The sequence below is a fragment of the Variovorax sp. P1_G12 genome (genome assembly GCF_056405555.1).
In genome coordinates this window covers 14,428-32,296 of record NZ_JBFUBW010000028.1, presented here as the reverse complement: position 1 = coordinate 32,296, position 17,869 = coordinate 14,428, and the positions used below count along the sequence as shown (strand labels likewise).

The following is a 17,869-nucleotide window of genomic DNA, read 5'->3' as shown; positions in this document are numbered from 1 at the left end:
TTCCTGAGAGCTTGAATCTGGATGAGTTCCGTCCGGCTCGCAACACACAGGTTGCGAGCCTTGACAAAGCCTCTGATTTTAACCGGCGCGGCAGTCCCGCTCGCTTTCGCGCAGCGAAAGTCCGCCAGCGCGCCGAATTTCAGCGACCGCGGCGACGACCGCCCGGCCCGCCGGGCCCGCCCTGGCCGCCGAAGCCACCGCCACCGCCGCCCGGCCCACCGCGACGCGGGCCCTGACGCTGGTCCTTGCGCTGGCGCGAGAAGCTGTCGGCGCCGATGTACCCCAGCGAGGTCTTCATCGGATCGGGCTGGTTGGCGCCGCCGGGCACGCGGTCCTCGCCGCCCTGCCGATTGCGCCCCTGCTGGCCCGGGCCGGGCCCCTGCCCTTGCCGGTCGCCGCGGTTGTTGCGGCGCCCCTGGGGCGGGCCCTTGCCGCCGCCGCGGTCGGGACGCGCGCCCGGACCGTGCGCCAGCGGGTTCGGGATCGGCTCGCGCTCGTCACCCTGCGCGCCGCCGGCGCCGCCGTTGCGATTGCCGCGGCGCTTGCGGTTGCGGTTGTTGCGCCCGCCGTTGTCCTGGCCCTGGCCCTGGCCCTTGGGCCCCGCGCCGTGCCGCGGCGGCCGGTCGCCGCCGTTGCCAGCGGCCTGGAACAGCGCCTGGATGTCGCGTTCGTCGAGCTCCATCCAGGCACCGCGCTTGAGGCCGCGCGGCAGCACCATCGCGCCGTAGCGGATGCGGATCAGGCGGCTGACCGCATGGCCGACCGACTCGAACAGGCGGCGCACTTCACGGTTGCGCCCTTCGGAGATGGTGACGCGGTACCAGCAGTTGGAACCCTCGCCGCCGCCCTCCTCGATGGTGCCGAACTGGGCCATGCCGTCGTCCAGGCGCACACCTTCGAGCAGGCGCTTCTTCTCCTCGGCGCTGAGGGCGCCGAGCACGCGCACGGCGTACTCCCGCTCGAGGCCGAAGCGAGGATGCATGAGCTGATTGGCCAACTCGCCGGAGCTGGTGAAAAGCAGCAGGCCCTCGGTATTCAGGTCGAGCCGGCCGACCGACTGCCACTTGCCCTGCTGCAGGCGCGGCAGCTTGCGAAACACGGTCGGGCGGTTCTGCGGATCGTCGTGCGTCACGACCTCGCCGACCGGCTTGTGGTAGGCGATCACACGCGGCGGCGGCGGCGCGATGCGGTAGCGGATCGGCTTGCCGTTGATCTTGACCTGGTCGCCGTACTGGATGCGCTGGCCGATGTGGGCCGGTTCGTTGTTGACCGAGATCCGGCCCTGCAGAATCAGTTGCTCCATCTCGAGCCGCGAGCCCAGGCCGGCCTGCGCCAGCACCTTGTGCAGCTTGGGCGAATCGGCCTCGGGCAGCAGCACGCGCTTGAGCGGCGGCACTTCGGGGCTTTCCTCGTCGGCGTCGAACTGGCCGGAAATGACGTCGGCGAAGCGGATCGGCTCGGGCGGCGGCGCATTGCGCTGCTCGCGCTCGGCGGCACGGCGGGCGCGGTCGAGGTCGTCCTCCTCCTCGTCCGGCTCTTCTTCCTCTTCTTCGTCATCGTCCTGCGAACCGGCCTCGGAGGCACGCACTTCAGCCGGCTGCGCCGGGGGCGGCAGCACGGCTTCCTCTTCAGCGATCGCGACCGGCGCTGCAACCGGTTCCTCGGCCGACGGCTCGGCCGGAGCGGCCGCAACTTCCTGCTCTACCGGCTTGGGCTTGCGCGGGCGCCGCTTGCGCGGCGCTGCGGCGCCTTCCACGGGCACTTCGCCCGCGGGCACTTCGGACACAGGTTCGGCCGGCAGCGTGGCTGCGTCATCGGGATCAATGGGGCTCATGGTCGGGTTCCGGAAGGGACAGCGATGGTGTCGGCCTCGTCGGGCGCGGCTTCGGCCTCGACGGGTGGGGAGAAAAGGGACTCCGAAGGCTCGGAGGTCCCGAGGGCTTCGTTTTCGGCTTCGTTTTCGGCTTCGGCCTGGGCTTCGGCCTGGGCTTCGGCCACGAGGCCAGACTCCGCCGGCGCCTCAGGCCCGGCCACCTCCGTCGGAGGGACAGGCGCCTCGAGCGGCAGATCGTCGATCGGCAGCGAGGACTGGTCCTCGCCCGCGGCCTGGTCGAGCGCGGCGATCAGCGCGCCCTGCTGCGCCGGCGTTTCGATCAACGGCAATTCGTCCAGCGACGCCAGGCCCAGGTCGTCGAGGAACTGGCGCGTCGTCGCGTAGAGTGCCGGTCGGCCGACCGTTTCGCGATGGCCGATGACCTCGACCCAGTTGCGGTCCTCGAGTTGCTTCAGGATCAGCGAGTTGATCGTGACGCCACGGATGTCTTCCATGTCGCCCCGCGTCACCGGCTGCCGGTAGGCAATGATCGCCAGCGTCTCGAGGGCCGCGCGCGTGTAGCGCGGCGGCTTCTCGGGGTGCAGCCGGTCGAGGTGATCGCGCAGTTCGGGCCGGCTCTGGAAGCGCCAGCCGCTGCCGACGCTCACGAGCTCCAGGCCGCGCTGCGACCAGTCTTCCTGCAACTCGAGCAACAGCGACTTGATCGTGTCGGCACCCAGTTCGTCGTCGAACAGCACGCGCAGTTCGCGCACCGGCAACGGCTGGGTCGAACAGATCAAGGCGGTTTCGAGAATGCGCTTGGCATCCGCCGTATTCATGGTTCGCGTTATCCGGGAAAAGGCGCCTCGAGGACGCTTGTTCAGAAGGATGGAAGGAGGCGCTGCCGGCACGCGGCGAAAAGCAACGCAAAACCGGCATCAGGCGGCCGGCGCGGCCCTCGGGACCGTCAGGCGCGATTGTAATCCAGGCCCCATTCGGAAAAACCCTGAAGCAGGTCCGGGGGCGGCGGCGAGCGGAACTCCATCGGCTGGTGCGTGACAGGATGCTCGAATCCCAGCCGGAAGGCATGCAGCGCCTGCCGCGCCAGGCCGGCCGCGGGCGCACCGCCGTAGAGCGCATCGCCGACCAGCGGGTGGCCGATCGACGCCATGTGCACCCGGATCTGGTGGGTCCGCCCGGTCTCGAGCGTGCAACGCACCGCACAGCCCTGGTCGTTGCTGTCGAGCACCTCGACCAGCGTGCGGGCCGGCTTGCCCGAATGGCGCTCGAGGTCGACCACCGCCATGCGCAGCCGATTGCGAGGATCGCGCCCGATCGGAGCCTCCACATGGCGCGCGCCGGCGCCCTGCCAGCTGCGATGCGCAAGCGCCAGGTATTGCCGCTTGACCTCGCGCGCGGCGATCAGCGCGACCAGCGCGTCCATCGTCTGGCGGCTGCGCGCGACGACCATCAGCCCGCTGGTGTCCCGGTCGAGCCGGTGCACGATGCCGGCGCGCGGCAGCAGCGCCGCCCGGGGGTCGAGCGCCAGCAGGCCGTTGAGCAGCGTCCCGCTCCAGTGGCCGGGGGCCGGATGGACCACCAGGCCGACCGGCTTGTCGATGATCCGCAGGTGTTCGTCCTCGTACAGTACGCTGAGCGCCATCGGCTCGGCCTTGAAAGCCTGGCTTTGCGGCGTCGGCCGGAGTTCGATCCGCCCGGCCTCGCCGGCATGCACGGTGGCCGAGGACTTGGTCAGCACGCGGCCCTGGATCTCCACCATTCCGGCGTCGATCAGCTGCTGCAGGTAGCTGCGGGAGAACTCCGGCACGAGGTTCGCGAGCGCGCGGTCCAGCCGCTGGCCATGCTCATCCGGCCCGAACAGGAAGGCGCGCACCTCGCTGGCGGCGGAGAGCTCCGCGCCCTCGTCATGCTCCGCGGCCTCCGGGGAGTCCACCAGGGGGGTGGCCGATATAATCGAGGGCAACTGTTTCACGAAAGCCTTCTTTGATGTTTCGCGCCAAATTATCGGTGGTCCCCGGCTGGCTGGCTCTGTGCACCGCCGCCTGGCTGGTCGCCGGCTGCTCGACGACAGAAGCCGACAAGACCGCGAACTGGAGCCCCAACCGGATCTACTCGGAAGCCAAGGACGAGACGAACTCGGGCGCCTTCGACAAGGCGGTGCCGCTGCTCGAGAAGCTCGAAGGCCGCGCCGCCGGCACGCCGCTGGCGCAGCAGGCCCAGCTCGACAAGGCCTATGCGCAGTGGAAGGCCAGCGACAAGGTGTCGGCCATCGCCACGCTCGACCGCTTCATGAAGCTGCACCCGGCCAGCCCGGCGATCGACTATGCGCTCTACCTGAAGGGCGTGATCAATTTCAACGACGACCTCGGCATGTTCTCGTGGATGACGCGCCAGGACCTTTCCGAGCGCGACCAGAAGGCCGCCAAGGAATCGTTCGAGTCGTTCAAGGAGCTGGTGACCCGCTTCCCGCAGTCGCGCTACACGCCGGATGCGCGGCTGCGCATGAACTACATCGTCAACTCGCTGGCGCAGTACGAGGTGCACGTGGCGCGCTACTACTACACGCGGGGCGCCTACCTGGCGGCCATCAACCGCGCGCAGCTCGCGCTCGCGGACTACCGCGAAGTGCCTGCGCTCGAGGAGGCGCTGTACATCATGTACATGTCCTACGACAAGCTCGGCATGACCGATCTGCGCGACGACACCCAGCGCGTGCTGACCACCAACTACCCGAAGAGCGAGTACCTGACGCGCGGCTTCCGGGCCAAGGACGACCCTTGGTGGAAGCTCTGGTAGCCGTCTGACCGCTCGGCTGTCTCAGGCCAAGGCCGAGCGAGCGTGGGGGCAGGCTCAGTTGCCTCTCAATGCGGCGATTTCGGCATCCAGTTCGGTTTCGCCCTCGATCCTGCGCATCGGCGGCAGCGCCGCCAGCAGACGCTTGCCGTAGCCCATCGCGACCAGCCGGGTGTCGCAGATCACCAGCACGCCGCGGTCGGATTCGCGTCGGATCAGCCGGCCGGCACCCTGCTTGAGCGATACCGCGGCCTCAGGCAGCGAATAGTCGCCGAACGCGCTTCGGCCCTGGGATTCCAGCCGCTGCGAGCGCGCCTCGACCAGCGGATCGTTGGGCGGCGGGAACGGCAGCTTGTCGATCACGACCAGCTGAAGGGCATCGCCCGGTGCGTCGAACCCTTCCCAGAACGAGGCCGACGCCACCAGCACGCAACCCGCGCGGCCGTCGCCGGCACCTTCGCGGAACCGATCCATCAGCACGCGTTTGGGCAGTTCGCCCTGGACCAGCACCTCGGGCCGCTGCCCGGCCTCGATGCGTTCGAACTGCGCCTTCATCGCATCGCCGATGGCGCGCAGCGCGCGCAGCGTGGTCGTCAGCACCAGCGTGCGGCCTCCGAGGGTGGCGGCGCCGCGGGCCGCCAGCAGCGCCACCTGCTGGCTGTGCGCGGGGTCATTGGGCTTGGGGAACGCCCGGGGCACGTACAGGGCGGCCTGCTGCGCGTAGTCGAACGGGCTTTGCACCCGCAGCACCTCGGCATCGTCGAGGCCGCAAGGCTCGGTGAACCAGCGCAGCCTCGGGTCGTCGCCGAGCGTGGCCGAGGTGAACACCCAGGCGCGGCCCTCTTCCTCCGGCTCGGCCGTATCGGACTTGAGCACCCGCGTGCGTACCGCCTCGGCGATATCGAGCGGGGATTCGACCAGACGCAGATGCGTCCCGACATCGACCCAGCGCACCGAACCTGACGCGCAGGGTTCGGCAAAGCGCCGCGCGCGCTGAGACAGCTGCTGCGCGCGATCGTGCAGCCGGACGAAGTCGGGCGACAGCTCGCTGACCGTGTCGAGCCCGCGTGCGGCCTGCTCGAAGGCCTCCTGCAAGGCCTCGAGGGCTTCCTGCCAGGGCTGCGCCGCGATGCCCTCGGGCGAATCACCCGCCCAGCGCAGCTTGGCGCCGGGCCATTGCTTGCCGACCGCCAGGCGCAGTTCGCGGGCGCTCCGCTCGACCGCCGCCACCAGTTGCTGCCAGTCGACCAGTCCGCGCGCCAGCTGCAGCCCGGCCGCCAGCAGGTCGCGGGCGAAATCCAGCGCCTGGCCGGTGCCGAGCTGGAGGCCGAGGAACTGCACACCGGTCTCGTTGAGCTGGTGCGCCTCGTCGAACACCACCACGCGTACCGTCGGCAGCAGTTCCGCCATGCCGGACTCGCGCACCGCGAGATCAGCAAAGAACAAATGGTGGTTGATGACCACCACGTCGGCCGCCATGGCCTCGCGCCGCGCCAGGTTGACATGGCAGGGCTTGAACTGCGGGCACTGCGCGCCGAGGCAGTTCTCCCGCGTCGACGTCACCAGCGGGATCAGCGGCGAACGCTCGTCCAGTCCCGGCAGCTCGGCCAGGTCGCCGGTACGGGTGGCCTTGGACCATTGCTCGATCTTGGCCAGCGTGCGCAGCGTGCCGCGCTCGGGCAGCGAATTGTCGTGGCGCGCCAGTTCGAGCCGGTGCAGGCACAGGTAGCTGGCACGGCCCTTGAGCAGCGCCGTGCGCACCGGCAGGCCCAGCGCCGTGACCAGCCGCGGCAGATCGCGGCCGAACAGCTGGTCCTGCAGCGTCTTGGTGGCGGTGGACAGCAGCACGCGTTCGCCGCTCAGCAGCGCCGGCACCAGGTACGAAAAGGTCTTGCCGACGCCGGTGCCGGCCTCGACCACCAGCACGCCGCCGCGCTCGATGGTGCGCGCCACGGCCAGCGCCATCTGGGTCTGCCCCTCGCGCTCCCGGAAATGATCGGCGGCATGAGAGAGCACCCCGCCCTGCGCGAAGACCTCGCGCACTTCTTGTTCCAGCGGCATCAGGCGGGCTCTTGGGGGTCGAGCAGGTCGACCAGGCGCGCGATCTGGTCACGCAGGGCCAGACGCCTTTTCTTCAGGCGCCGCAGCAGCAGTTCGTCCTGCGGGACGACGTCGCCCAACCGGTCGATGGTGGCGTCGAGGTCGGCGTGTTCGATCCGAAGCTCGATCAGCTGGCGGGAAAATGAGTGAAGATTGGAGTCCAAGGGAATCGGTACGAAAAGCGATGCAGGAGCGGCCTGGCCGCGGCTCGCGTTCGCTCGATAATACGACTTCATCGCGTTCGCACGACTTTCATCAAAGACCGCGCCATCGGCGCCCACTGCGCCACATGACACGAGGCTTTCGACTCGCAGCCGCCACCGGTCTCCACAAGGGAGATCGCCCCTACCAGCAGGACCAGGTCCTGATCCTGACCCACCCGCGCGCGCAGGGTTGCGTGCTCGGGGTGGTCGCCGATGGCATGGGCGGGCGCAGCGGCGGGCGCAAGGCGTCCGACCAGGTGCTGTTGACCGCGCGCCAGCTTTTCGCGCGCTACAAGCCCGGGCGCGATGAACCGGTGGGCATGCTGCGCCAGATGCTCGACGACGCCCATACCGTGATCAAGCTCACGGCCGTGTCCAGCGAGCAGGAGCCGCACAGCACCCTGGCCGCGTTCCTGTTGAATCCGGAGGGCGACTGCGCCTGGATCCACGCGGGCGATTCGCGCATCTATCACTTTCATGAAGGCCGCCTGGTCAAGCGGACCAAGGACCACTCGTATGTGCAGGTGCTGGTGGACCGCGGCGAGATCGACGAGGACGAAGCCAGCGTCCATCCGCAGGGCAACATCCTGCTGGGCTGTCTCGGCATGAAGTCCACGCCCCCGCCGGTCGATGTCCACCTGATCCCTCGGGTGAAGACCGGCGACGTCCTGATGGCCTGCAGCGACGGGCTGTGGCACTACTTCACTCCGGCTGAAATGGGTGAACTGCTGGCGGCCAAGGCGCCGCGCGAGGCCGTCGAACTGCTGGTCGCCGAGGCCCGCCGGCGCGCGCACGGCGGTGGCGACAACATTTCGGTCGCCGTGCTGAAGCTGGAAGACCTGCCTACGGAGGAGTAGCCGCTGCGGGCTCCGGCAAGGGCGCGGAGCGCGGCTGGGTCCTGGCGGCATTGCGACGTTCGCTTTCCGCACGCTGACGCTCGGCATTCTGCAGCTTCTGCTCGTAGGCCTGGCGTGCCACCGGCGCCTCGGCGCGTCGACGGGCCGCCTTCGCCTGCTCGTCCGCGTGGGCGCGTTGCTTGGCCTCGAACTGACGTTGCTGCTCGGCCGCCTCGGAGGCGGCCTGGGCGCGGCTGGCGGCATGCTCGGCCGCGCGCTGCTCGCGCTCCTGCTGCGATTTCAGCGATTGCTCGCGCTGCTCTTGCGAGTCCTTCGCGCGCGGATGGGTGTCCTTCTCCTCGAACTTGTCGAGCGCGGCGGCACCCCGGCGCCGGCGCTCGAAGTCGTTGATCGCGGCTTCCTGTCGCTTGATGTCGTCGGTCGCGAGACGGCGGTGCTGGCGGCTCTCCCTCAGGCAATCCTCGACGGCGAACTTCTTGTAGCAGGCGGCCTGCTCGGTGTTGAAGCGTTCGTCGAGCGCCTTGCGCTCCTGCGCCAGACGGCCACGCTCGGCATCGAAATCGAGATTGCCGGTGGTTGCGCCCAGCTGCGCCCAGCCCGGCGCCGCCGCCAGGCCGATCAGCAATGCGAGGACAGTGTTCTTCATGTCAGTCGTGTGTCGACGGTGCGCCGCTCGAGCGCCAGGAACTCGGTCGACTGCATCTCGTTGAGTCTCGACACCGTGCGAGGAAATTCATGGGCCAGAGGACCCTCGGTGTACAACGCCTCGGGCGGCACTTCGGCCGACATGATCAGTTTCACTCGGCGGTCGTAGAAGACATCGACCAGCCAGGTGAAACGGCGTGCTTCCGAAGCCATTCGCACCGGCATGTAAGGCACGTCGGACAGCAGCACGGTGTGAAACTGGGTCGCGATCTCCAGGTAGTCGTTCTGCGAGCGCGGGCCGCCGCACAGCGTCTTGAAGTCGAACCAGACCACGCCGCCGGCCTTGCGCCGGGCATGGATCTCGCGCGACTCGATGTGCAGCACCGGATTCTCGTCAGCACTCTCGGCCAAGCGCTCGAAGGCCTTGCGCATCTCCTTGTCGGCCACCGCTCCGTTCGGCGTGAGGTAGAGCCGCACCTGCTCCAGCGTGCGACGCCGGTAGTCGGTGCCGTTGTCCACGCTGAGAACCTCGAGCCGCTGGTTCAGCAAGGCAATCGCCGGCAGGATGCGGTCGCGGTGCAGTCCCCCGGGGTAGAGGTCGTCGGGCTTGAAATTGGAGGTGGTGACGAAGCCCACGCCGTTCTCGAACAGCGCCGCCAGCAGCCGGTGCAGGATCATCGCGTCGGTGATGTCCGCGACATGGAACTCGTCGAAGCAGATCAGCTTGTAGCGCTTGGAGATCCTGAGGCCGAGTTCGTCCAGCGGATTCACCGTGCCCTGCAGATCGGCCAGCTCGCGATGCACCTCGCGCATGAACTCGTGGAAGTGCAGCCGCGTCTTGCGCCTGAGCGGAACCGCGTTGTAGAAGCAGTCCATCAGGAAGCTCTTGCCGCGGCCGACGCCTCCGTACATGTAGACCCCGCGCGGAATCTCCGGCCGGTTGATCAGCTTCTTGAACGCGTTGGAACGCTGCGCCTTGTAGGCGGCCCACTCGCTGGCGCAGCGGTCGAGGGCCTCCACGGCGCGCAGCTGCGCGGGGTCGCTTTGATATCCCCGCGCAACCAGCTCCGCGTCGTACGCCTGCCTGACGGTAGTCACGACCTCAGAAGTTCAGCGTGCGCTTGTCGACGGCCAGCGCCGCTTCCTTCGTCGCCTCGGACAGCGACGGGTGCGCATGGCAGATGCGCGCGATGTCTTCGGCGCTGGCCTTGAACTCCATCGCCACCACGGCTTCGGAGATCAGCTCGCTGACCATCGGGCCGACCATGTGGACGCCGAGGATCTCGTCGGTGGCCGCATCGGCCAGGAACTTGACCATGCCGGTGGTGTCGCCGAGCGCGCGTGCGCGCCCGTTGGCCAGGAACGGAAAGGTTCCCGCCTTGTACGCGCGGCCGCTGGCCTTGAGCTGCTGCTCGGTCTGGCCGACCCAGGCGATTTCCGGCGAGGTGTAGATCACCCACGGAATCGTATTGAAGTTCACGTGCCCGTGCTGGCCCGCGAGGCGCTCGGCCACCGCCACGCCCTCTTCCTCGGCCTTGTGCGCGAGCATCGGGCCGCGCACCACGTCGCCGATGGCCCAGACGTTCGGCAGGCTGGTCCTGCATTCCTCGTCGACCACGATCGCACCCCGCTCGTCGAGCTGGAGGCCGACCGCTTCGGCGTTCAGGCCGATGGTGTTGGCCACGCGGCCGATCGAGACGATCAGCTTGTCGACCTCGAGGGTCTGCGCGCCGCCCTTGGCGTCGGTGTAGGCGATGCTGACGCCCTTCTTGCCCGACTTGACTTCGCCGACCGTGACGCCGAGCTCGATCTTCAGGCCCTGCTTGGTGAAGGCCTTGTGCGCTTCCTTGGCGATCTGCTCGTCGACCGCGCCGAGGAAGGTCGGCAGCGCTTCGAGCACCGTGACTTCGGCGCCGAGCCGGCGCCAGACCGAGCCCATCTCGAGGCCGATCACGCCGGAGCCGATCAGCGCCAGCTTCTTCGGTACGCCCTGGATGCGCAGCGCACCGTCGTTCGAGAGGATGTTCTCCTCGTCGAAAGGCGCACCGGGCAAGGGGCGTGCATTGGACCCCGTCGCGACGATGATCTGCTTGCCGGTGATGCTCTCTTCGGCAGCGCCCGCGACCTTGATCTCGTAGCCGGCGTCGCTCGCCTTCACGAAAGAGCCGCGGCCGTGGAAGAACGCCACCTTGTTCTTCTTGAACAGGTAGACGATGCCGTCGTTGTTCTGCTTCACGATCGCGTCCTTGCGCGCCAACATCTTCGCAACGTCCAGGCCCAGGCCTTCGACCTTGATGCCATGGTCGGCGAAGCTGTGGCCGGCATGCTCGTAGTGCTCCGAGGACTGCAGCAGCGCTTTCGAGGGAATGCAGCCGATGTTGGTGCAGGTGCCGCCGAGTGCCGGACCGCCCTTGGCGTTCTTCCACTCGTCGATGCAGGCCACGTTGAAGCCTAGCTGCGCCGCGCGGATGGCAGCGATGTAGCCGCCAGGGCCGCCGCCGATCACGACGACGTCAAACTGTTTGGACATTTGGATCTTTCTGTGGGTGATCGTGTTCGTCACCGCGTCCGTCCTCGTTCGCCGCAAGCGAAGCGAGGCCCGTTCGGGAACCACCGCGGAACCGGCTTTGCCGGGCCGCGGGTGGTGCCCCCTCGAGGGGGAGGCGGCTACACGAAGTGAGCAAGCAACGGGGGTGGGTCAGATGTCGAACAAGAGGCGCGACGGGTCTTCCAGCGCTTCCTTCATGGCCACGAGCCCCAGCACGGCTTCGCGGCCGTCGATGATGCGGTGGTCGTAGCTCATAGCGAGGTAGTTCATCGGGCGCACGACGATCTGGCCGTTCTCGACCACGGCGCGGTCCTTGGTCGCATGCACGCCCAGGATGGCCGACTGCGGCGGGTTGATGATCGGGGTCGACAGCATCGAGCCGAAGGTGCCTCCGTTCGAAATCGAGAAGGTGCCGCCGGTCATTTCCTCGATGCCCAGCTTGCCGTCCTTGGCCTTCTGGCCGAACTCGGCGATCTTCTTCTCGATGTCGGCAAAGCTCATCTGGTCGGCGTTGCGCAGAATCGGCACCACCAGGCCGCGCGGCGAACCGACCGCGATGCCGATGTCGAAGTAGCCGTGGTAGACGATGTCGTTGCCGTCGACCGAGGCGTTGATCACCGGGTACTTCTTGAGCGCATGAACAGCGGCCTTCACGAAGAAGCTCATGAAGCCGATCTTGACGCCGTGCTCCTTGGTGAACGCGTCCTGGAACTTCTTGCGCATCTCCATGACCGGGGCCATGTTGACTTCGTTGAAGGTGGTCAGGATGGCGTTGGTCGATTGCGACTGCAGCAGGCGCTCGGCGATGCGCGCGCGCAGGCGGCTCATCGGCACGCGTTCTTCGGGACGCTCGCCGAGGTCGGGCGCGCGCGTCGGCGAGGCGACCTGCGGCAGCGCGGCCTTCGGGGCGCCGGTCGGAACGGGCACGGGCGGCGCCACACGGGCGGTGGTGCCGGCGGCCATGGCGCCGAGCACGTCGCCCTTGGTCACGCGGCCGTCGCGGCCGGTGCCGGCGACGTCGCCGGTCGACAGCTTGTTGTCGGCCAGCAGCTTGGCCGCCGCCGGCATCGCGACGTCGGACTTCGACCCCCCGGTGACGGCTGCCGCAGCCGCCGCGGGCGCTGCCACCGGCACGGCGGCCGGCGCCGCCGCGGGCACGGCCGCGCCGGCCTTGCCTTCGGTGTCGATCTTCGCGATCAACTGCTCGGCGACGACGGTGGCGCCGTCGGCCTGGATGATCTCGGCCAGCACGCCGGCCGCGGGTGCGGGCACCTCGAGCACGACCTTGTCGGTCTCGATCTCGATCAGGATTTCATCGATGGCGACGGCGTCGCCGGGCTTCTTCTTCCACTGCAGCATGGTGGCTTCGGCCACGGACTCGGACAACTGGGGGACTTTGACTTCTACGATGGACATTTCTATGTGCTCGTTTCGTGTTTTCTTGTGAAGGTGGATCAGAGCGATCTTGTTACTTGGTCAGCACGAAGCCCTTGAGCTTGCCGAACGCGCCGTCGACCAGCGCCTTCTGCTGTTCCTGGTGCAGGTGCGAGTAGCCGACCGCGGGCGATGCCGAGGCGGCACGGCCGGAGTAGCCCAGCTTCTGGCCTTCCTGCATGTTCTCGTGGATGTAGTGCTGCACGAAGAACCAGGCCCCCTGGTTCTGCGGCTCGTCCTGCGACCACACCACGTCCACGAGATGGGGGTACTTCTTCAGTTCGGCGGCGAAGGCCTTGTGCGGGAAGGGATAGAGCTGCTCGACTCGGATGATCGCCACGTCGTCGATGTCCTTTTCCTCGCGCTTCTTGGCCAGGTCGTAGTAGACCTTGCCCGAGCAGGCGATGACGCGCTTGACCTTCTCGGCCTTCAGGTCCTTGCTGTCCGGGATGACGGTCTGGAAACTGCCCTTGGTGAACTCGGCCAGCGGCGAAGTCGCATCCTTGTTCCGCAGCAGCGACTTCGGCGTCATGATGATCAGGGGCTTGCGCAGGTTGCGCACCATCTGGCGACGCAGCACATGGAAGATCTGACTCGCCGTCGTCGGCTGGACCACCTGCATGTTGGTGTCGGCCGCAAGCTGCATGAAGCGCTCGAGGCGCGCCGAGCTGTGCTCCGGTCCCTGGCCTTCATAGCCGTGCGGCAACATCAGCGTGATGCCGTTGACGCGGCCCCACTTGACTTCGCCGGAGGCGATGAACTGGTCGATCACGACCTGCGCGCCGTTCACGAAGTCGCCGAACTGCGCTTCCCAGATCACCAGCGTGTTCGGGTCGTTCGAGGCGTAGCCGTATTCGAACGCGAGCACCGCTTCTTCGGACAGGATCGAGTCGATGACGACGAACGGCGCCTGGTTGTCGGCCACGTTCTGCAGCGGCACATAGGTGCCTTCGTCGAACTTCTCGCGGTTCTGGTCGTGCAGCACCGCGTGGCGGTGCGTGAAGGTGCCGCGACCGCAGTCTTCGCCCGACAGGCGGACCGGATAGCCGCTGGCCACCAGCGAGGCAAACGCCATGTGCTCGCCCATGCCCCAATCGATGTTGACGTCGCCGCGACCCATCGCCGCGCGATCGTCCAGCACCTTCTTGACCAGCGGGTGCACCGTGAAGCCTTCAGGCGCCTTGGTGATGCGCTCGGCCAGCCGCTTCCATTCGGCGGTCGGGATCGCGGTGTCGCCGGCGTCGGTCCACTTCTTGTTGAGGAAGGGGCTCCAGTCGACCGCGTACTTGCTCTTGAAGTTGGTCAGCACCGGGTCGGAGGTGTTCTTGCCGGCGTCGAAGGCCGCGCGCTGGGCCTTGACCAGATCGTCGCCGAGCGTGGCGCCCAGGCCTTGGGCGGCCAGCTTGTCGGCGTAGAGCTTGCGCGTGCCGGGATGCTGCGCGATCTTCTTGTACATCAGCGGCTGCGTGAGCGCCGGCGTGTCCTGCTCGTTGTGCCCCAGCTTGCGGAAGCAGACGATGTCGACCACCACGTCCTTCTGGAACTCCATGCGGAATTCGAGGGCGAGCTGGGTTGCGAGCACCACGGCTTCGGGGTCGTCGCCGTTCACGTGCAGCACCGGCGCCTCGATCATCTTGACGATGTCGGTGCAATACAGCGTCGAGCGGCTGTCGCGCGGGTCGCTGGTGGTGAAGCCGATCTGGTTGTTGATCACGATGTGCACCGTGCCGCCGGTGGAGTAGCCGCGCGTTTCGGCCAGCGCCAGCGTTTCCATCACGACGCCCTGGCCTGCGAAGGCCGCGTCGCCGTGCACGATCACCGGCAGCACCTGCTTGCCGAGCGGGTCGGCGCGGCGGTCCATGCGGGCGCGCACCGAGCCCTCGACCACCGGATTCACGATCTCGAGGTGCGAGGGGTTGAAGGCCAGGCTCAGGTGCACCGGCCCGCCGCCCGTGGTCACATCGGAGCTGAAGCCCTGGTGGTACTTGACGTCACCGCTGGGCAGGTCTTCGGGGGCCGTGTGGTCGAACTCCGCGAACAGGTCGGCCGGCAGCTTGCCGAGCGAGTTGACCAGCACGTTGAGGCGGCCGCGGTGCGCCATGCCGATGACGATTTCCTGCACGCCCGCGATGCCGGCCTGGTTGATCAGCTCGTCCATCGAGACGATGAAGCTCTCGCCGCCTTCGAGCGAGAAGCGCTTCTGGCCGACGTACTTGGTGTGCAGGAAGCGCTCGAGGCCTTCGGCGGCGGTCAGCCGCTCGAGCACGCGCTTCTTCTGCTCGGCGGAGAGCTGCGGATTGGTGCGGGCGCTTTCGAGCCGCTGCTGCCACCAGCGCTTCTGCGCCTGGTCGGTCATGTACATGTACTCGGCGCCGATGGTGCCGCAGTAGGTTTCGCGCAGCGCGTTGAGCAGGTCGCGCAGCGACATCGTCTCCTTGCCGAAGAAGGTGTTGCTGGTGTTGAACACGGTCTCGAGGTCGGCGTCGGCGAAGCCGTAGAACGAGGGTTCGAGCTCCGGGATCGCGGGACGCTCGGCGCGCTTGAGCGGGTCGAGGTCGGCCCAGCGGGCGCCGACGTTGCGATAGGCGGCGATCAGTTGCTGGACCGCGGTGCGCTTGCGGCCGAGCTCGGAGTCGGCACCGCTGGCCACCACCACCTTGGTGGTGCCCTGCTTGGCGCGCTCGGCGAAGGCGTTGACCACCGGCAGGTGGGGCACGTCCTTGGTGTTGCTGCCGTCGGTGGCGGGCACGTTCTGGAGCGCGTCGAAGTACGCACGCCAGTTGTCGGGCACGCTGCCGGGATTGGAGAGGTAGTTTTCGTACATCTCTTCGACATAGGGCGCATTGCCGCCGAAGAGGTAGGTGTTGCCTTGGTAGGCGCTGTAGACGGACGAAGCCGTCGACGAGGAATCGCTCATATTCCGCTGACCTTCGCTTCCCTGAAGGAAGCACTAGCTGGTTTAAGAAACCTTCCGCGACACGGCTGAACCGATTGGCGGATGCGACTGTGGCTGGGGAAGGGCCTGAGTACTGCCGCATTGTGCCATTGATGTGGAAACCCCCCAGGTTGCCCGCACTTCGTGTCGGGCGCCCACCCCCTGCTGGGGGCAACACCAGCGGCCCGGCGAAGCCGGTTCCGCGGTGTTTCACCAACGGGCCGGGCTTCGCCGGCCGGGAGCGCGAAGGGCCGAGATGCCGCAATCAGCAAACGACGAGATCCGTGTGTCCGAAGCCCTTCGAGTAATCGAGAACGGAAATGACCGAGGGTGTAACGCGGAACAGGCGGACCTCGTCCGGGCCCGGCATCTTCATCGGCAGAGGCCCTGCATCGGGGTATTTCAGCGGGAGCATGCGCAGGACTTTCTCCGCTTCTGCCCGATCATCCACCGCTCGCGCACGCGCGGCCATCGACAGGCCGGTGATCGCCATCAATTCCGCCGTGTCGTGATCGATCGTCAGCGAGAGCCGGTCATCTCGCGCCAGGTTTCTTGCCTTCTGACTGTCCAGCCCGCAGAGAAAGTACAGGGTCAGGCCTTCGTTCACATAGCCGACGGTCGTTGCCTGCGGCCAGCCATCCGGACGCAGCGTCGCGACTGTCATGATTCGATGCTGATCCAGCAGCGCCAGGATCTTCTTTCTGATTTCGTCGTCCATGTATCACCTCCACGAACGTCAAGAGGGAGCGTTCAAGACGGATATTCTGGGATGGTTAGGCCGCGCGGCCTTGATTGCGATCAACGCCTGAGCATCTGCTTTTCGGTGGGTCACACGCTTGTCGCGCAGCCGCGCGCGGGCTTAGTGGCGGGGTCATGCAAGAGGAGTCATTGAAGAACGACCATCCGGTCGCTCGATTGATCTGGATCAAGGTCGCGAACGGACCCCGCCCCTAGAGTTAACCCTGATGTCCAGGCACAAGAACTCTCCCGTGACACGCTGCGGGCCGGTGGGCGCCTCGGCCGATACGCATTGATGAACCCGATCGCCACCTTCCGGGCGCGCCGGCAGCGCTGCGCGTCCGGCTGGCTGCTGGCCGCGGCCGCGCTGCTGTCGGCCGGCTGTGCATCGATGGCCCCTCCCTACGCAACGCCGCCGCTGCCGGTGGCCGAAAGCTACCCGGCCGATACGCCCGCTGCGCCGGAGGTCGGCGCGCACGCCGCCGCGGTCGGCTGGCGCGGGTACTTCACCGACCCGCGCCTGCAGCAGCTGATCGCGCAGGCCCTGGAGAACAATCGCGACCTGCGCATCGCCGTCCTGCGGGTGCAGGAGGCCCGCGCTGTCTATGGCATTCAACGCGCCGACAGCTGGCCGACCGTCGGGCTCGGCGCCGACGCCAGCCGCTCGCGCGTGCCGCGCGACCTCAGTTTCACGAGGGAGCCGCTGGTTTCCAGCCAGTACCAGGTCGGACTCGGGGTGAACGCCTGGGAACTGGACTTCTGGGGCCGGGTGCGCAGCTTGCAGGACGCCGCGCTGCAAAACTACCTGGCCACCGATGCCGGCCGCCGCGCCGCCACCCTGCTGCTGGTCGCACAGGTCGCCGACGGCTACCTTTCGCTGCGGGCGCTCGATGAACGCATCGTGCTGGCCCAGCACACGATCGCCACCCGCGAGGAATCGCTGCGCATCTTCACGCGGCGTTTCGAAGTCGGCTCGACCTCGAAGTTCGACCTGACCCAGATGCGCACGCTGCTCGACCAGGCACAGGCGCTGAACGTCCAACTCCAGCGCAGCCGCGCCGATCTGGCCCACGCGCTGACATTCCTGGTCGGCGCGCCGGTCGATCTGGCCCCGTCTTCCGGTCGGCTGGACGCGCTGGCCTTCGAGCAGCCACTGCGCGTGGGCCTGCCGTCGGACCTGCTGGCCGATCGCCCCGATATCGCCGCCGCCGAACATCGGCTGCGCGCCGCCGGAGCCCATATCGGAGCGGCTCGCGCGGCCTTCTTTCCGCGCATCACGCTGACCGGCAACTTCGGCACGGCCAGCGCCGAGCTCGACGGCCTGTTCGTCTCCGGCAGCCAGGCCTGGAGCTTCGCGCCCAGCCTGACGCTGCCGATCTTCGATGGCGGCCGGCGCCAGTCGTCACTCGACCTGACCGTCGTGCGCAGCGACATCGCGGTCGCCGACTACGAAAGGACCGTCCAGACCGCGTTCCGCGAGGTCTCCGACGCCTTGTCCGCGCGCGAATGGCTGGCCCGGCAGGTGCAGATCCAGCAGTCGACCCTGGCCACGCAAACCGAGCGCGCCCGGCTGGCAAACCTTCGCTATCGCAACGGCGCCACGGCCTTTCTCGAAGTGCTCGACGCGCAGCGCGACCTTCTGGACGTCGAGCAGCAACTGGTGCAGACGCGCCGCGCGCTGCTGTCGGCCGACGTGAGCCTGTACACCGCGCTCGGCGGCGGTTCGCAGGAACTGGCGGCAGCGCCGCCCCTCGCCGGTCACGCGGCCAACTGAGAACATCC

General features: G+C 67.8%; 14 protein-coding genes. 3 read left to right on the top strand and 11 right to left on the bottom strand.

The genetic code is table 11. The annotated features are described in order from the left end of the window. Window positions 1–139 precede the first annotated feature (139 nt). From AC1D2O_RS27095 to AC1D2O_RS27085, 3 genes are all read right to left on the bottom strand, one after another. Complete coding sequence (locus AC1D2O_RS27095; RefSeq protein ID WP_478158200.1) at window positions 140–1,834, bottom strand: pseudouridine synthase; 1,695 nt, start codon at window positions 1,832–1,834, stop codon at window positions 140–142. Continuing rightward, entirely contained in the window at window positions 1,831–2,652 is an 822-nt protein-coding gene (scpB, locus tag AC1D2O_RS27090) for an SMC-Scp complex subunit ScpB (RefSeq protein WP_478158199.1), read from the bottom strand. Before scpB ends, AC1D2O_RS27095 begins: the two co-directional genes overlap by 4 nt. Window positions 2,653–2,780: 128 nt before the next feature. Then, entirely contained in the window at window positions 2,781–3,797 is a 1,017-nt protein-coding gene (locus tag AC1D2O_RS27085; RefSeq protein ID WP_478091895.1) for an RluA family pseudouridine synthase, read from the bottom strand. 23 nt (window positions 3,798–3,820) lie between these two features. Here AC1D2O_RS27085 and AC1D2O_RS27080 point away from each other — a divergent pair, with 23 nt between their 5' ends. Continuing rightward, window positions 3,821–4,630 (top strand): outer membrane protein assembly factor BamD, encoded by an 810-nt coding sequence (locus AC1D2O_RS27080; RefSeq protein ID WP_478091892.1) that lies wholly within the window; start codon window positions 3,821–3,823, stop codon window positions 4,628–4,630. A gap of 54 nt (window positions 4,631–4,684) precedes the next feature. On the opposite strand, the gene AC1D2O_RS27075 is transcribed toward AC1D2O_RS27080, so the two are convergent. Together AC1D2O_RS27075 and AC1D2O_RS27070 are read right to left on the bottom strand one after the other, a co-directional pair. Further along, window positions 4,685–6,688: an ATP-dependent DNA helicase gene (locus AC1D2O_RS27075; protein ID WP_478091891.1), complete on the bottom strand. Its 2,004-nt coding sequence runs from the start codon at window positions 6,686–6,688 to the stop codon at window positions 4,685–4,687. Continuing rightward, window positions 6,688–6,891, bottom strand: coding sequence for a DUF465 domain-containing protein (locus tag AC1D2O_RS27070; protein ID WP_286368180.1), 204 nt, complete (start codon window positions 6,889–6,891; stop codon window positions 6,688–6,690). Before AC1D2O_RS27070 ends, AC1D2O_RS27075 begins: the two co-directional genes overlap by 1 nt. A 125-nt stretch (window positions 6,892–7,016) precedes the next feature. On the opposite strand from AC1D2O_RS27070, the gene AC1D2O_RS27065 reads away from it, so the two are divergent. Further along, entirely contained in the window at window positions 7,017–7,787 is a 771-nt protein-coding gene (locus AC1D2O_RS27065; RefSeq protein ID WP_478158198.1) for a PP2C family protein-serine/threonine phosphatase, read from the top strand. Here the strand turns inward: AC1D2O_RS27065 and AC1D2O_RS27060 are convergent. The 6 genes from AC1D2O_RS27060 to AC1D2O_RS27035 all read right to left on the bottom strand — a co-directional run bounded on the left by AC1D2O_RS27060 (window position 7,774) and on the right by AC1D2O_RS27035 (window position 16,067). Then, a complete protein-coding gene (locus AC1D2O_RS27060) occupies window positions 7,774–8,433 on the bottom strand; it encodes a hypothetical protein (protein WP_478091887.1) in 660 nt (219 codons plus the stop codon). The two genes, AC1D2O_RS27065 and AC1D2O_RS27060, sit on opposite strands and share 14 nt — an antisense overlap. Beyond that, the gene (zapE, locus tag AC1D2O_RS27055) at window positions 8,430–9,530 is read right to left on the bottom strand and encodes a cell division protein ZapE (protein WP_478158197.1); all 1,101 of its coding nucleotides are present in this window, start codon (window positions 9,528–9,530) and stop codon (window positions 8,430–8,432) included. Before zapE ends, AC1D2O_RS27060 begins: the two co-directional genes overlap by 4 nt. A 4-nt stretch (window positions 9,531–9,534) precedes the next feature. Next, entirely contained in the window at window positions 9,535–10,962 is a 1,428-nt protein-coding gene (gene lpdA, locus AC1D2O_RS27050) for a dihydrolipoyl dehydrogenase (RefSeq protein WP_478158196.1), read from the bottom strand. 168 nt (window positions 10,963–11,130) lie between these two features. Beyond that, entirely contained in the window at window positions 11,131–12,396 is a 1,266-nt protein-coding gene (odhB, locus tag AC1D2O_RS27045) for a 2-oxoglutarate dehydrogenase complex dihydrolipoyllysine-residue succinyltransferase (protein WP_478158195.1), read from the bottom strand. A gap of 52 nt (window positions 12,397–12,448) precedes the next feature. Beyond that, a complete protein-coding gene (locus AC1D2O_RS27040; protein WP_478094057.1) occupies window positions 12,449–15,331 on the bottom strand; it encodes a 2-oxoglutarate dehydrogenase E1 component in 2,883 nt (960 codons plus the stop codon). 283 nt (window positions 15,332–15,614) lie between these two features. After that, window positions 15,615–16,067, bottom strand: a complete 453-nt coding sequence (locus AC1D2O_RS27035) for a pyridoxamine 5'-phosphate oxidase family protein (RefSeq protein WP_478158194.1) — start codon at window positions 16,065–16,067, stop codon at window positions 15,615–15,617. Window positions 16,068–16,382: 315 nt separating this feature from the next. Between AC1D2O_RS27035 and AC1D2O_RS27030 the strand changes: the two genes are divergently transcribed. Then, on the top strand, window positions 16,383–17,861 hold the full coding sequence (locus tag AC1D2O_RS27030; protein WP_478089246.1) for an efflux transporter outer membrane subunit: 1,479 nt from the start codon (window positions 16,383–16,385) through the stop codon (window positions 17,859–17,861). The last annotated feature ends 8 nt before the right edge of the window (window positions 17,862–17,869 follow it).